This is a genomic window from Nocardioides marmorisolisilvae (assembly GCF_003725775.1).
GTDB classification, from domain to species: domain Bacteria; phylum Actinomycetota; class Actinomycetes; order Propionibacteriales; family Nocardioidaceae; genus Marmoricola; species Marmoricola marmorisolisilvae.
This window is the reverse complement of sequence record NZ_RJSG01000002.1, coordinates 1,584,791-1,598,261: the sequence shown is the minus strand read 5'-3', so window position 1 is coordinate 1,598,261 and position 13,471 is coordinate 1,584,791. Positions and strand designations below refer to the sequence as shown.

Sequence of the window (13,471 nt, the reverse complement as noted above, 5' to 3'; positions counted from 1 at the left end):
GCCGGACATGAAGGAGCATGAGAGCGAACGTGGTCACTCGGCCACTGGTCGAACCGACAGGACAGGATGCGGACGTGCCGGACGTGGTCTCCGACGCAGCAACCGTCGAGTCGGTGCGGCGCGGGGAGCGCGAGGCGCTCGCCGCCCTGTTCGAGCAGTACGCCGACCGGCTGTACAACCACTGCTTCCGGCGCCTGGGTGACTACGCGGACGCCGAGGACGCGGTCTCGACGGTCTTCCTCACCGTCTGGAACCGTCGCCAGCGCATCCAGCTGCACGAGGGTTCCGCGGCGCCGTGGCTGTTCGGGGTCGCGACGAACGTGTGCCGCAACCTGGAGCGCGGCCGCCGCCGGCACCTGCGGGTGGTCGCGAAGGCCGGCTCGATCGACGACGGGGAAGCGCCCGATCCCGCCGACGGGGTGACCGATCGCCTCGCCGACGAGCAGCGGATGCGGGCGTTGCTGGACCAGGTCCGCACGCTCTCGCGCGGCGAGCAGGACGTGCTCGCCCTCGTCGTCTGGTCCGGGCTCAGCTACGCCGACGCCGCAGCAGCTCTCGACATCCCGGTCGGCACGGTCCGATCACGACTCGCCCGCGCCCGTGCGCGGCTCTCCAGCACCGAAGGAGCAGGAGCATGAACGACTTCCCGGACCTCGTCCCGCCGCCTGAGCGGCCCCTGACCCCGCTGCAGCGCGACCGGCTACGGGCAGCCCTGCCTCTCCAGGACGCTCCCGGTGAGCGCCACTGGTTCGTTCCCGCGGTGGCGGCTGCGGCGGTCCTCGCCGTCGTCGGGGGCGGTGTCGTGCTCAGTCGCACCCTGAGCAACGACGAGCCTTCTCCGGCTCCGCTGACCGGTGGCCCGAGGGCCAACCCGATCCCGATGGGCGACGACGGCACGATGTGCTTGGGCGACCCGTCCCGCACCGTCGTCATGATGGAATCCGTGACGCCCGAGCGGGACATCGTGATGACCGGCGCCGTCCTGCGCGACCCGCAGGACGCGAGCTCCTCGGGCGCCTGGTACGCCGTCCAACCGCCCGGCGGGGTTGCCCTGGGTGGCGCGTTCGCTGAAGGAGTGCCCGGCATGTCCAAGCTCGAGAAGCAGGAGTGGGCTGCCCGCAAGCCGTTGGCCGGCGCGATGCTCGAGAAGGGCAAGAACTACACCTTCTTCGTCCGCGTCACGGTTGCGGTCGGTGGCCGCTTCAACGGCATCGCCTTCTCCTACAGCGACGCGAGTGCGTCCGGGACGTCGGTGATGAACCTCCGCGTCTCCGGGCGTCACCAGTGCTCGTGAACGCGCCTGCGATACTCGCCGCGTGACCAAGCGCGTAGGGCTGACCGGCGGCATCGCATCGGGCAAGAGCACGGTCTCGGCGATCCTCGCCGAGCTGGGCGCGGTCATCATCGACGCGGACGCTCTGGCGCGCGAGGTCGTCGAGAAGGGCACCCCGGGTCTCGCGGCTGTGGTGGCGGAGTTCGGTGACGGACTGCTCACCTCCGAGGGTGACCTCGATCGCCCGGCGATGGGCGCGCTGGTGTTCAACGACCCGGCCGCGCGCAAACGCCTGGAGGCGATCGTGCACCCGCTGGTGTTCGAGCGAATCGTCGACCTGGAGACCCATGCACCGCCCGGAGCGCTGGTCGTCCACGACATCCCGCTGCTGGCCGAGAGCGGTCGCGCCGACACCTTCGACGCGGTCATCGTGGTCGACGCGCCGGCCGAGCTCCAGCTGGAGCGGATGCTGCGCGACCGCGGGTGGACGCAGGAGGACGCCGAGTCCCGGATGGGGGCCCAGGCCACGCGCGAGGACCGCAACGCGATCGCGACCCACCTGATTGAGAACACCGGGACGATCGAAGACCTCCGTCGCCGGGTGACGGAGGTCTTCGAAGAGTTGTCGGGTCTCGGCTGACGCCTGGGGGCCGGCGGGCCGAGACCCGAGGTCAGGCGGCCAGGTCGGGGTCGGCCAGGCGGCGCAGCTTGGCGATCGCCTCGCGCTCGAGCTGACGGACCCGCTCGGCCGAGATGCCGTGCGCGGCTCCGATGTCGGCCAGCTTGTGCTGGCGTCCGTCGACCAGGCCGTAGCGGCTGCGGATGATGTCTGCGGACCGCTCGTCGAGCAGCTCGACCAGGGTGTTGAGCCGGTCGCGCGCCTCGACGTCGAGCACGGTCAGGTCGGGTCCGGGCGAGCTCTCCTGGGCGATCAGGTCGCCCAGCGAGGTGTCCCCGTCGACGTCGAGCGGGCTGTCCAGGCTGACGTGGTCGCGGCCCCAGCCGATCAGGTCGATGACCCGGTCGACGTCCATGCCGAGCTCGGCGGCGATCTCCGCCGGCTCCGGCTCGCGGCCGATCTGGCGCTCCAGCGTGCGGCGCGCCGACGAGACCTGGTTCAGCTCCTCGACCACGTGCACCGGCAGCCGGACCACGCGGGCCTGCTGGGCGATGCCGCGGGTGATGGCCTGGCGGACCCACCAGGTCGCGTACGTGGAGAACTTGTAGCCCTTCGCGTAGTCGAACTTCTCGACCGCGCGGATCAGGCCGGTGTTGCCCTCCTGGATCAGGTCGAGCATCGGCATCGCGCTGCGGCCGTACTTGCGGGCGATGGAGACCACCAGCCGCAGGTTGGCCTGGATGAAGCGCTGGACCGCGCGCTCGCCCTCCTCGACCATCCACTCGAGCTCGGCCTGGGTGGCGAACCCGGGGGCACCGCCCTTGCGGCGTCCGACCCGGCCCTCCTCGAGGAGCTGGGCTGCGAACAGGCCCGCCTCGATCGTCTTGGACAGCTCGACCTCGGTGATGGCGTCGAGCAGCGGCGTGCGAGCGATCTCGTCGAGGTAGAGCCCGACGCTGTCGCGGCCCTCGATCTCACGCTCCGTGCGACGTACAGTCACTTGTGCCTCCCTCTGCTACCCGGAACCGGTGGTTCTGGTTCCACTCATCTCAACGCGTGGCCCGGGTGGAGGATTCCCACCGATCGGCTCGCCCTACGTGATGTAGGACGATCAGGGGTTACCCGAAGTTGCCGACTTCCAACGGTTCTCAGTTACTTCTCAGATCGCCGTTATGGGTCCGTGGCCGGGCAGACTGGCTCCATGGGGTCCGGGAACGCGCAGATGGGCGCCGTGGTCGACCTGAATGCCGACCTCGGCGAGGGCGTCACCGACGACCCGGCGCTGCTCGCCGTCGTGACCAGCGCGAACGTCGCCTGCGGCTTCCACGCCGGGGACGCACGGGTGATGGCCGCGGTCTGCGGACAGGCTGCGGAGCTCGGGGTGGTCGTCGGCGCCCAGGTCTCCTACGCCGACCGCGAGGGGTTCGGGCGGCGAGCGATGGACCCGCCGGCCGAGCTGCTCACCAGCTGGGTCCTCGAACAGGTCGAGGTGCTGACGGAGATCGCCCGGGCGGCTGGCACCTCGGTCGAGTACGTCAAGGCGCACGGAGCCCTCTACAACCGGATCGTCGACGACGAGGAGCAGGCACGGGCCGTGCTCGCCGGCAGCGGCAGCCTCCCAGTCCTCGGGCTGCCGGGTTCCTCGGTCCTCGCGCTCGCGGCCGCTGCCGGACGCCTGGCCGTGGGGGAAGGCTTCCCCGACCGCGGGTACACCGCGGACGGGAGGTTGGTCCCGCGGAGCCAGCCCGGCGCCCTGGTCACCGACCCGGACGAGATCGCCGCCAACGCGGTGGCGCTCGCCGCGCGAGACGAGATCCGCACCGTCTGCGTGCACGGCGACTCCCCGGGCGCGGTGGCAGCTGCCGGTGCCGTCCGCGATGCCCTCCAGGCCGCCGGGTACGCGGTCCGAGGGTGGGTGTGACGGCCGAGTTGTCCACAGCGGCCTGTGGGTTCGGCTGTGGAAAAGCAGGTAATCCTGTGGAGCGATATGCCGGTTCGGTGGACAACCCGGGGTCCCGGAAAAAAACTCAAAAAATGTTGCCAGAAGCTCTTGCGCGACCCCTTCCGGGCGGCGTAGAAATCTCTCACCGCAGCCCGCAAGGGAGGCGGGGATCGGCCGAAGAACTCGGTTCCATCCGGCGGGGAAACTCGCAGGAAGATCGCCCGGTGGTGGGGAGATCGGAGCCAAGGAGGACGGCAGGTCAGGATCGGAGCATCACCGCTGATCCACCCGTAGGGCCCGTGAAACTCATACTTTCGCGGGCCCTACATCTATTTCAGAATGTATTTCTTGCGGGCGCCCGGTTGCTCACCGAAAATGCCCCGGAAAAGCGGCTTCGAAGCATTTCTTCTCGGTGGTGCACGGGCCGAGACCGCTTGTGGGCGGGCTTGTGGGTGAGGAGACGTCATGCGGGCACGTCCGGTCGGTGAGCACGCGGTGCTCGTCGAGTGTGACGACGCCGCGGACGTGAGGGCCACCTACGCCGAGATCCGGCTGCGAGCCTCGGACCTGGGCGCGGTGGAGGTCGTCCCGGCCGCGCGCACGGTCCTTCTCGACGGCCTCGTGGACGTGTCCGCGGCGCTGACCGCGATCGCTGACCTCCAGGTGCCCGCGGGAGCCGGACAGGAGGTGCCGGCGCGGTTGGTCGAGATCCCGACCCGGTACGACGGGGAGGACCTCGACGAGGTCGCCCGCCAGTGGGAGGTCAGCACTGCCGACGTGGTGCGGATACACCAGGCCGCGACGTTCACGGTCCTGTTCTGCGGCTTCGCCCCGGGGTTCGCCTACTGCACCGGCCTCCCGGACGGGTTGACGGTGAGCCGGCGCCCGGACCCGCGGCCGAAGGTGCCGGCGGGTGCGGTCGCCCTGGCCGGTGAGTACACCAGCGTCTACCCGTCCGCATCGCCCGGCGGGTGGCAGCTGATCGGCACCACCGGGATCGAGCTGTGGCGCCTCGACGCTGAAGAACCGGCGCTGCTCACGCCGGGGACCCGGATCCGGTTCGTCGATGAGTGAGCGATCCCTGGAGGTTCTCGCACCTGGCGCGCTGACGACCGTCCAGGACCTCGGCCGACCGGGGTACGCCCACCTCGGGGTGACGCGCTCCGGAGCGCTCGACCGCCCGGCCCTGCGGCTGGCGAACCGGCTCGTCGGGAACGCCGAGGACGCCGCCGGCCTCGAGACCACGCTCGACGGTGTCGGTCTCCGGGCCATGCAGAGCTGCCGGATCGCCGTGACAGGTGCCGAGGCGTTGGTCACGGTCGCCGGCCGCGCGATCGCCTGGGGGAGCGCAGTTCCCGTGCCAGCGGGCGCGGAGGTTGTCGTCGGACCTGCGCTCCGCGGCCTGCGCTCCTATGTCGCCGTCGCTGGCGGCATCGAGGTCGAGGCTGTTCTCGGCTCGCGGTCCACCGATCTTCTCTCGGGCCTCGGACCGCCTCCGTTGACAGCGGGCGCGGTGCTGCCGCTCGGCCTCGCAGGCGACGCCCCCGACGAGGGGTCAGCGGTTCCCCGGGTGCGGGACGCGGTTCTCCACCTCGACCTCGGACCGCGCGCCGACTGGTTCAGCGCTGACGCCCTGGCGGCGCTGGAAGGGGCGACGTACGAGGTCGGGTCGGCATCCAACCGGATCGGCCTGCGCCTGACCGGTGCCCCCGTCGAGCGGGAACGAGGCGGTGAGCTGCCGACCGAGCCGATGGTGCTGGGCGCCGTCCAGGTCCCGCCGAGCGGACAGCCCGTCGTGTTCCTGGCCGACCACCCGACGACCGGTGGCTACCCGGTGATCGGCGTCGTGCGCGAGGCGGACCTGCCGGTGTGCGCGCAGGCGCGTCCGGGCGACCGACTCACGCTTCGGGTGGTGGGCGGAGCTGCTGCAGAGCGGGATCGTCGGCCGCGAAGCTGAGCACCCGCCCGGGCCCGGTCGCAGCCGTCTCGAACCGCACGGTCACGACCCCGCGCCCCGATCCCCAGACCCAGCCCTGGCCGTGCTCGGTGTGCACGACGTCGAGCCCGGGGAGCCAGTACCGCCGCTCACCGAGCCGGGCCAGCGCCACCACGTCCTCGGGCTCGGGTGCCTCCTCCTCGATGTCCTCTGCGTCGCTGAACAGGTCGTCCTGGATCCAGTCCGCCAACGCCGAGACGCCGACGCCGAGCAGCCGCACGCCGCCCGAGGTGTCCAGCTCCGCGAGCAGGGTGCGCGCCACGCGCGAGATCGTGCGGGCATCGTCGGTCGGTCCGGGGAGCGTCGCGGACCGGGTGTGGGTGGAGAAGTCGTGCAGCCGCACCTTCAAGGTCACGGTCCGCCCCGAGGACCGCGCCTTGCGCAGCCGCTCGGTCACCTTCGTCGCCTGACGATCGACGAGCGCATCGAGGATGCGCCGGTCCACGTGGTCGACGTCGTAGGTGTCCTCGACGCTGATCGACTTGGCTTCGCGCTCGGAGACGACGGGACGGTCGTCCTCGGCCCGCGCCAGCAGGTACAGGCCGTGGCCCTGGGCCTTGCCGAGCACCCGGACCAGCTCGTCCTCGCTGACCGCCTCGAGGTCGGCGACCGTGTGCACGCCGATCCGTCGCAGGTTCTCAGCGGTGGCGGGACCAACGCCCGGGATCACGGTGACCTGCATCGGCCGGAGCAGGTCCTGCTCCATGCCGGGGGCGATCACCACCAGGCCGTTCGGCTTGTCCAGCTCGCTCGCGATCTTGGCGATGAACTTGGAGCTGCCGATCCCGACCGAGCCCGTCAGACCGCCGGTGACCTCGGTGACCTTCTCCTTCAGCTCGTGGGCCAGCGCGCTCACACCGGCGACCGAGGCGTCGGCCAGGTCGGCGGCGCTCAGGTCGACGAACGCCTCGTCCAGCGACAAGGGCTCGACCAGCGGGCTGATGCCACGCAACAGCTCCATCACCGCACGGCTGGTCTCGCGGTAGGCGTGAAAGCGCCCCGCCAGGAAGGCAGCGTTCGGACAGCGACGGCGAGCCTCGGCGGTCGGCATCGCCGAGTGCACCCCGAAAGCCCGAGCCTCGTACGACGCGGTGGCGACCACGCCACGTCCACCGATCCCACCGACGACGACCGGCTTCCCGCGCAACGACGGTTTGTCGCGCTGCTCCACCGAGGCGAAGAAGGCGTCCAGGTCGACGTGGAGGATCGTCGGCTCGGCACGCACCCGGGCATCGTACGGCGACAGTTCGCATCCACAGTCGGGCTTTCCGGTCGGCTGTCCACAGGTACGTCCGGCACGCCCGCGGAACGGGGGACCTGGCAACCACTGTTCGGGACATGCACCCGTTCATCGCCCAGAGCCCTGTCGACCTGCTCGCCGTCGTTCCGATCGCGATCGGATTCCATCCCGAGGACTCCGTCGTGCTGCTCGCGTTCGATGCTCAGATGCCGGGGGCTCCGGCCCGCCGGGGCGAGACGTTCCACGCGCGCGTCGATCTGCCCCGGACCGACGAGCACCGCGACGAGGTCGCCCAGCTGCTGATCAACGTTGTTCGACGCCACCGCGTCGGCATGGTCGGGCTCCTCGTCTACACCGAGGACATCGCGGAGTCCGTGCTCTTCGCCGACCTCTTCGTGCCGCAGCTGGTCGCTGCAGGCGTGGTCGTGGTCGATGTCCTCCGTGTCGGTCCGGACCGGTTCTACGCGCTCGGTGATCCGAGCGACCCCGGGGTGCCCTACGACCTGAGCAGCCATCCCTTCACCGCGCGGCAGGTGCTGAGCGGACGGGTCGTGCACCAGAACCGGGCCGCCCTGATGGACAGCCTGATCGGCGAGGACGAGGCGGACAGCGAGGCCCTGGGTCGGGTCGCCGACACCTACGTCGACGAGCTGCTCGCCTCAGGTCACACCCACGGCCGCCTGGGTGAGCTCCTCCGGGGAGAAGCGCGCTGGCTGCAGCGTCGCATCCGCTCCTACCTGCGATCACCCCGGCCTCTCGCCCCACTCGTGGCCGGACGGGTGCTGGTCCTGGTGGCCTTCGACGCGTTGCGCGAGGTCGCCTGGGCGGAGATGACGCGAGGGCAGGCGCACCTGCACGTGGAGCTCTGGCGGGACCTGACACGGCGTGCGCCGGCCGACCTGCGCAGTGGTGCGGGTGGGCTGCTGGCCTTCGCCGCGTGGCTCGCCGGCGACGGTGCGTTGGCCTGTTGCGCACTGGACCGCTGCTTCGGGACGGACCCCGAGGACCGGATGGCCCGCCAGGTGGTCGCGCTCCTGGAATCGGCGACGCCACCGACGGTGTGGGCGCCGATCCCGCAGAGCGCGCTGCGGGTCTTCACCATCGGGTCCGAGCCGACGGACGAGACTCCGCGGGAGAGCGAGGAGGGGAGCGCGGTGTCGTGATCTACTCGCCGACCCGGTGCCATCACCGCCCGGCTGCCCTATCGTCGGTCCATGGGCCAGGAAGTGGACCACCAGGAGTTCAGCCGAGCCGACCGGACCAAGCACCGGGAGAAGGTCCGCCGCTGCCTGGACGTGCTGGCCCTGATGCTGCGCCAGTCCAGCTTCGATGCCGAGGACCCGATGACCGGGCTCGAGATCGAGTTCAACCTCGTCGACGAGGACGGTCACCCGGCTCTGAAGAACGCCGAGGCGCTCGAGGCGATCGCGAATCCGTCCTTCCAGACCGAGCTCGGCCAGTTCAACCTCGAGATCAACGTGGCCCCTCGACGTCTGGGCAGTCGGGGCGCCACCGGCTTCGAGCAGGACCTGCGCGCCAGCCTGAACGACGCCGAGGCCCGGGCCAGCAAGGTCGGCGCCCACCTGGTGATGATCGGGATCCTGCCGACCCTCGAGCCCGGCCACCTGAGCCCTTCGACGCTGAGTCCCAACCCGCGCTACCAGCTGCTGAGCGACCAGATCCTCAACGCACGCGGAGAGGACATCGCGATCTCAATCAACGGGGTCGAGCGCCTGAGCACCACGGCTGACTCGATCATGCCGGAGGCAGCGTGCACCAGCACGCAGCTGCACATCCAGGTCAGCCCGGACGAGTTCGCGCCGTACTGGAACGCCTCCCAAGCGATCGCCGGCGTCCAGTTGGCCCTCTGTGCGAACTCCCCGTACCTGCTCGGCAAGGATCTGTGGAACGAGACCCGGATCCCGCTGTTCGAGCAGGCGACCGACACCCGCAGCGACGAGCTCAAGGCCCAGGGTGTCCGACCGCGCGTCTGGTTCGGCGAGCGCTGGATCAACTCGATCTTCGACCTGTTCGAGGAGAACGTCCGCTACTTCCCGGCGCTGCTGCCGATCACCGAGGACGAGGATCCGCTCGAGGTGCTCCAGAGTGGCGGTACGCCGATGCTGCACGAGCTGCGCCTGCACAACGGGACCATCTACCGCTGGAACCGGCCGGTCTACGACGTGGTCGACGGCCGGCCGCACGTGCGGGTCGAGAACCGGGTGCTCGCCGCCGGCCCGACGGTCGTGGACACGATGGCGAATGCGGCCTTCTACTTCGGTCTGACCCGGGCACTGGCCACCGACGAACGGCCGCTGTGGTCGCAGATGTCGTTCTCCGCCGCGGAGGAGAACTTCCACGTCGGTGCCCGTGACGGCATCGACGCCCAGCTCTACTGGCCCGGCCTGGGCCAGGTGCCGGCCACCGAGCTCACGATCCGCCGGCTGCTGCCGATGGCGCGCACCGGGTTGGAGGCGTGGGGAGTCGACACCGATGAGATCGACCGTCTGCTCGGCATCATCGAGGAACGCTGCCGGGTCGGGCAGAACGGCGCGAGCTGGTACCGCGGCCAGGTGCAGCGGCGTACTGCCGACGGGGCCACCCGCGGGGAGGCGCTGCGCCTCACCCTGCTCGACTACCGCGAGCGGATGCACAGCAACGAGCCGGTGCACTCCTGGTGATCACGCGCCCTTGGTCGCCCGAACCCTGCTCCACCTGATCAGCTCGTCGGTGGCCAGGTCGAGCCAGCCGTAGCGGGTCATCACGAAGAACCCGGGCAGGTCCAGCGAGTGCCGTCCGTAGGCCTCCCGGGTGGCGGCGAACCAGGCCAGGTCGACGTCCCCGGGTGCCAGCTCGCCGATGCGGGTGAGCCACGGCAGGGGGGTGCGGCTCAGGTCGAGGCCGTCCAGTGCGCGCTCCATCAGGTCGGCGCGAAGACCTGGGTCGAGGTCGGGTGCGTCCGGGACGGCAACCGCCTCGACTCCCGGAGTACCGACGTGCATGACGGTCGGCAGCGCGCGCTTGGTCCCGGCTGCCGAGACGTGCTCGGTCAGGGCGACGCGGAGGAGGCCGGCAACCTCGGCGAGATCGAGCCTGTGGGTCATCGGTCCAGGGTCACCCAGCACCTGGTTGCGGCGCAGCGGCGCTCCACAGGCGTTGGGGGAGTCGGTGTCCTGCGGCATCCTTGGGCCATGACCATCCAGATCACCGGCGACCCGGCCGCCGACCAGGTTCTCTCCGACGACCCGTTCGCGCTGCTTCTCGGGATGCTTCTCGACCAGCAGTACCCGATGGAGCACGCCTTCCGTGGTCCGGCGAAGCTGCTCGAGCGCTTCGGCACGCTGGACCCGGCCAAGATCGCCGCTGCGGACCCGACCGAGTTCGCGGCCCTGTGCGCCGTGACGCCGGCCGTGCACCGGTTCCCGGGGTCGATGGCCACGAAGATCCAGGCGGTCGCTACCGACGTGGTCGACCAGTACGACGGCGATGCCGCTCGGATCTGGACCGAGGCCTCCAGCGGTGCCGACCTGGTCAAGCGGGTGATGGCACTGCAGGGCTTCGGCAAGCAGAAGGCCCAGATCTTCACGGCCCTGGTGGCCAAGCAGCTCGGCGTACGCCCTGAGGGCTGGGAGAAGGCGGTGGGGGACTACAGCCTGGACGGGTACCGCTCGGTCGCGGATGTTGTCGATCCGGATTCGCTGGGCAAGGTGAGGGCGTACAAGAAGGAGAAGAAGGCTGCTGCGAAGGCACCTGCGGACGGCTGAGGTGGTATCGGTCTGGACGAATGCCAGGCCGATCAGCGGTTTTCACCGGGGCCGTGCCAGAATGTCTGCGCGGCTGTTGACAGGTACGGGCTTTGCCGCGCCCGAGAAGCCCCTTCGAAGATCCACCGAGAGGTAGTTCGTGTCCTCGAGCTCGTCCACCGCAACCCGGAAGTCCACCGCCAAGAGCGCTCCGGCCGCGGCCAAGAAGGCACCTGCGAAGACCACCGCCAAGGCTCCCGCGAAGAAGGCTGCCCCGGCGAAGAAGGCAGCGGCTCCGGCCGCGAAGAAGGCTGCCCCCGCCGCGAAGAAGGCCGCGCCCGCCAAGAAGGCCGCGCCCGCCGCAGCGAAGAAGGCTCCCGCCAAGAAGGCCGCTCCGGCTGTCGCCGAGGCCGCGGCCGAAGAGACCGTGGTGATCGGTCCTGACGGCAAGAAGGTGCTGCCCGACGTCTCCGACGAGCAGTTCGAGGCGGACGTCGCCGCCGACCCGACCATCGTCGAGGACGAGAAGCAGGCGTTCACCGTCTCCGCCGCGGACGACACCGACGAGCCCGAGCAGCAGGTCATGGTCGCCGGCGCGACTGCCGACCCGGTCAAGGACTACCTCAAGCAGATCGGCAAGGTCCCGCTGCTCAACGCCGAGATGGAGGTCGAGCTCGCCAAGCGGATCGAGGCCGGCCTGTTCTCGGAGGAGAAGCTCGGCAAGGGCGGCAAGATCAGCGTCAAGATGCTGGACGAGCTCCAGTGGATCGCGGAGGACGGCAAGCGCGCCAAGAACCACCTGCTCGAGGCCAACCTGCGCCTCGTGGTCTCGCTGGCCAAGCGCTACACCGGCCGCGGCATGCTGTTCCTGGACCTGATCCAGGAGGGCAACCTCGGTCTGATCCGTGCGGTCGAGAAGTTCGACTACACCAAGGGTTACAAGTTCTCGACGTACGCGACGTGGTGGATCCGACAGGCGATCACCCGCGCGATGGCCGACCAGGCCCGCACCATCCGTATCCCGGTGCACATGGTCGAGGTCATCAACAAGCTCGCCCGCGTCCAGCGGCAGATGCTCCAGGACCTGGGCCGCGAGCCCACCCCGGAGGAGCTGGCCAAGGAGCTCGACATGACCCCGGAGAAGGTCATCGAGGTCCAGAAGTACGGCCGCGAGCCGATCTCGCTGCACACCCCGCTCGGCGAGGACGGCGACTCCGAGTTCGGTGACCTGATCGAGGACTCCGAGGCCATCGTGCCGGCTGACGCGGTCAGCTTCACCCTGCTGCAGGAGCAGCTGCACGCGGTGCTCGACACGCTCTCCGAGCGCGAGGCCGGCGTGGTCTCGATGCGCTTCGGTCTGACCGACGGCCAGCCGAAGACCCTGGACGAGATCGGCAAGGTCTACGGCGTGACCCGCGAGCGGATCCGTCAGATCGAGTCGAAGACGATGTCGAAGCTGCGGCACCCGAGCCGGTCCCAGGTCCTGCGCGACTATCTCGACTAATCGGTAGCAGCAGCAGCCGTAGCAGTCACATCCGCCGCGCCAACCGGCGAGAGTGTGTGTGCGTAACAGCCGACCAGTACGGCGATCGAGCCGACGAGCATGATGATGGCGTAGGTCAGCGATCCGGTCTGGCCTCCGTCCGGCGCAATTCCGGCGACGGCGTCGAAGTAGTCCGGGAGAGCGGGCACCCAGATGATCAGGCCGACGACGAGGTAGATCATGACGGCCCTGAGTGCGAACGAGTCGCCCTGGGATGCAGGATCTGCACCGGCCGAGCCGATCGCGCGCTGGTTCCAGGCTCGGAAGAGTGCTCGACCGCCGATCGTCGCCACAGCGACGATCAGGGCCCAGGTTCCGATCCGGCGCGCATCCACGGTGCTCATGCCGAGCAGGTCCGGCACGATCCAGGGCACGTCGGAGAAGAAGATGATCGGCCAGACGCCTACGGCGATCACCGCCACCGACGCAACGACACCCGAGTTCCCGCGAGACGACCAGCGCTTGGTCAGCTGTGCGAGCAGGGTCATCGCGAAGGGCAGTGCAATCGAGAAGGCCTGGACGTTCAGGTAGGGGCTGGAACCGATCGCCGGCTTCGCTGACGGGACGTCCGTTGCCCACACCCACCAGTGCCACTGCGGCCCGATCATGTCGATGAACATGTAGGTGACGTGGAAGGCGAGCGCCGCGCACGTCGCTCCGACCAGGACATGGCGTCGCTCGAAGATGCCCGTGCGCTGGACCAGCATGTAGCTGACGTATCCGTACGCCGGGTACATCGCGACGATGTAGAGCGGCAGGCGGCCGTAGAGGAACTGCACCGAGAACTGGTTGTGCAGGAAGGTCAGGCCCATCGAGTCCTCGAGGCCCCACCACTGCGGGAAGTACGCGACTGGCTCGATCAGCAGTAGGCAGAAGATCCCTGAGAACCAGATCACCAGCGGGGCCGCATCGCCGTGAGCCTTGCGCCAGCGCAGGGCGTGGACGAGGCACGCGACTGCGCCCACCACCAGTGTCAGCTCGATCAACGGCATCGTCCAGTTGTCCAGGGTGAACGGGTCGTGGAACTCGACGAACGGGTTCGCGTTGCACCTCAGGCCGCCGACCGCACGAGCGAGGTGCTCGAACTCTTGTGTGCACGTGTCCACGGCCATACG

At 69.7% G+C, this 13,471-nt stretch carries 14 protein-coding genes; 10 read left to right on the top strand and 4 right to left on the bottom strand.

Features of this window, described 5'->3' with window-relative positions; translation table 11 throughout:
- The first annotated feature begins 74 nt into the window (after nt 1-74).
- From EFL95_RS11835 to coaE, 3 genes are read left to right on the top strand one after another with little or no spacing between them, the layout of a single operon-like run.
- Entirely contained in the window at nt 75-638 is a 564-nt protein-coding gene (locus EFL95_RS11835; protein ID WP_183407136.1) for an RNA polymerase sigma factor, read from the top strand.
- Nucleotides 635-1,294: a hypothetical protein gene (locus tag EFL95_RS11830; protein ID WP_123234154.1), complete on the top strand. Its 660-nt coding sequence runs from the start codon at nt 635-637 to the stop codon at nt 1,292-1,294. The genes EFL95_RS11835 and EFL95_RS11830 overlap by 4 nt, the downstream gene beginning before the upstream one ends.
- Nucleotides 1,295-1,316: 22 nt before the next feature.
- Nucleotides 1,317-1,913: a dephospho-CoA kinase gene (gene coaE / locus EFL95_RS11825; RefSeq protein WP_123234153.1), complete on the top strand. Its 597-nt coding sequence runs from the start codon at nt 1,317-1,319 to the stop codon at nt 1,911-1,913.
- A 31-nt stretch (nt 1,914-1,944) separates the two neighbouring features.
- Here coaE and EFL95_RS11820 read toward each other — a convergent pair whose 3' ends face one another.
- A complete protein-coding gene (locus tag EFL95_RS11820) occupies nt 1,945-2,892 on the bottom strand; it encodes a sigma-70 family RNA polymerase sigma factor (protein ID WP_123234152.1) in 948 nt (315 codons plus the stop codon).
- Nucleotides 2,893-3,093: 201 nt separating this feature from the next.
- Here EFL95_RS11820 and EFL95_RS11815 point away from each other — a divergent pair, with 201 nt between their 5' ends.
- The 3 genes from EFL95_RS11815 to EFL95_RS11805 all read left to right on the top strand — a co-directional run bounded on the left by EFL95_RS11815 (nt 3,094) and on the right by EFL95_RS11805 (nt 5,791).
- On the top strand, nt 3,094-3,813 hold the full coding sequence (locus EFL95_RS11815; RefSeq protein WP_246004917.1) for a 5-oxoprolinase subunit PxpA: 720 nt from the start codon (nt 3,094-3,096) through the stop codon (nt 3,811-3,813).
- 486 nt (nt 3,814-4,299) lie between these two features.
- Nucleotides 4,300-4,908: a 5-oxoprolinase subunit B family protein gene (locus EFL95_RS11810; RefSeq protein WP_123234150.1), complete on the top strand. Its 609-nt coding sequence runs from the start codon at nt 4,300-4,302 to the stop codon at nt 4,906-4,908.
- Nucleotides 4,901-5,791: a 5-oxoprolinase subunit C family protein gene (locus EFL95_RS11805; protein ID WP_123234149.1), complete on the top strand. Its 891-nt coding sequence runs from the start codon at nt 4,901-4,903 to the stop codon at nt 5,789-5,791. Before EFL95_RS11810 ends, EFL95_RS11805 begins: the two co-directional genes overlap by 8 nt.
- Here the strand turns inward: EFL95_RS11805 and EFL95_RS11800 are convergent.
- Complete coding sequence (locus EFL95_RS11800; RefSeq protein WP_123234148.1) at nt 5,733-7,055, bottom strand: DNA polymerase IV; 1,323 nt, start codon at nt 7,053-7,055, stop codon at nt 5,733-5,735. The two genes, EFL95_RS11805 and EFL95_RS11800, sit on opposite strands and share 59 nt — an antisense overlap.
- 113 nt (nt 7,056-7,168) lie before the next feature.
- On the opposite strand from EFL95_RS11800, the gene EFL95_RS11795 reads away from it, so the two are divergent.
- Complete coding sequence (locus tag EFL95_RS11795) at nt 7,169-8,233, top strand: DUF4192 domain-containing protein (protein WP_123234147.1); 1,065 nt, start codon at nt 7,169-7,171, stop codon at nt 8,231-8,233.
- A 51-nt stretch (nt 8,234-8,284) separates the two neighbouring features.
- Nucleotides 8,285-9,751 carry a glutamate-cysteine ligase family protein gene (locus tag EFL95_RS11790; RefSeq protein WP_123234146.1) on the top strand — a complete coding sequence of 489 codons (1,467 nt, stop codon included), beginning with the start codon at nt 8,285-8,287 and terminating at the stop codon, nt 9,749-9,751.
- Here the strand turns inward: EFL95_RS11790 and EFL95_RS11785 are convergent, their stop codons facing one another.
- Nucleotides 9,752-10,174, bottom strand: coding sequence for a hypothetical protein (locus tag EFL95_RS11785; RefSeq protein WP_148045036.1), 423 nt, complete (start codon nt 10,172-10,174; stop codon nt 9,752-9,754). It lies immediately after the preceding gene.
- Nucleotides 10,175-10,261: 87 nt separating this feature from the next.
- Here EFL95_RS11785 and EFL95_RS11780 point away from each other — a divergent pair, with 87 nt between their 5' ends.
- Entirely contained in the window at nt 10,262-10,834 is a 573-nt protein-coding gene (locus tag EFL95_RS11780; RefSeq protein ID WP_123234144.1) for an HhH-GPD-type base excision DNA repair protein, read from the top strand.
- Between the two features lie 139 nt (nt 10,835-10,973).
- Nucleotides 10,974-12,317 (top strand): RNA polymerase sigma factor, encoded by a 1,344-nt coding sequence (locus EFL95_RS11775; protein ID WP_123234143.1) that lies wholly within the window; start codon nt 10,974-10,976, stop codon nt 12,315-12,317.
- On the opposite strand, the gene EFL95_RS11770 is transcribed toward EFL95_RS11775, so the two are convergent.
- Nucleotides 12,314-13,462, bottom strand: a complete 1,149-nt coding sequence (locus EFL95_RS11770; RefSeq protein WP_148045035.1) for a hypothetical protein — start codon at nt 13,460-13,462, stop codon at nt 12,314-12,316. The two genes, EFL95_RS11775 and EFL95_RS11770, sit on opposite strands and share 4 nt — an antisense overlap.
- Nucleotides 13,463-13,471 lie beyond the last annotated feature (9 nt).

Coding starts and splice junctions, on each gene's coding strand:
- EFL95_RS11790 (WP_123234146.1), top strand. CDS start 8,285: ATGGGCCAGGAAGTGGACCACCAGGAGTTCAGCCGAGCCGACCGGACC.
- EFL95_RS11830 (WP_123234154.1), top strand. CDS start 635: ATGAACGACTTCCCGGACCTCGTCCCGCCGCCTGAGCGGCCCCTGACC.
- EFL95_RS11815 (WP_246004917.1), top strand. CDS start 3,094: ATGGGGTCCGGGAACGCGCAGATGGGCGCCGTGGTCGACCTGAATGCC.
- EFL95_RS11805 (WP_123234149.1), top strand. CDS start 4,901: ATGAGTGAGCGATCCCTGGAGGTTCTCGCACCTGGCGCGCTGACGACC.
- EFL95_RS11780 (WP_123234144.1), top strand. CDS start 10,262: ATGACCATCCAGATCACCGGCGACCCGGCCGCCGACCAGGTTCTCTCC.
- EFL95_RS11795 (WP_123234147.1), top strand. CDS start 7,169: ATGCACCCGTTCATCGCCCAGAGCCCTGTCGACCTGCTCGCCGTCGTT.
- EFL95_RS11785 (WP_148045036.1), bottom strand. CDS start 10,174: ATGACCCACAGGCTCGATCTCGCCGAGGTTGCCGGCCTCCTCCGCGTC.
- EFL95_RS11810 (WP_123234150.1), top strand. CDS start 4,300: ATGCGGGCACGTCCGGTCGGTGAGCACGCGGTGCTCGTCGAGTGTGAC.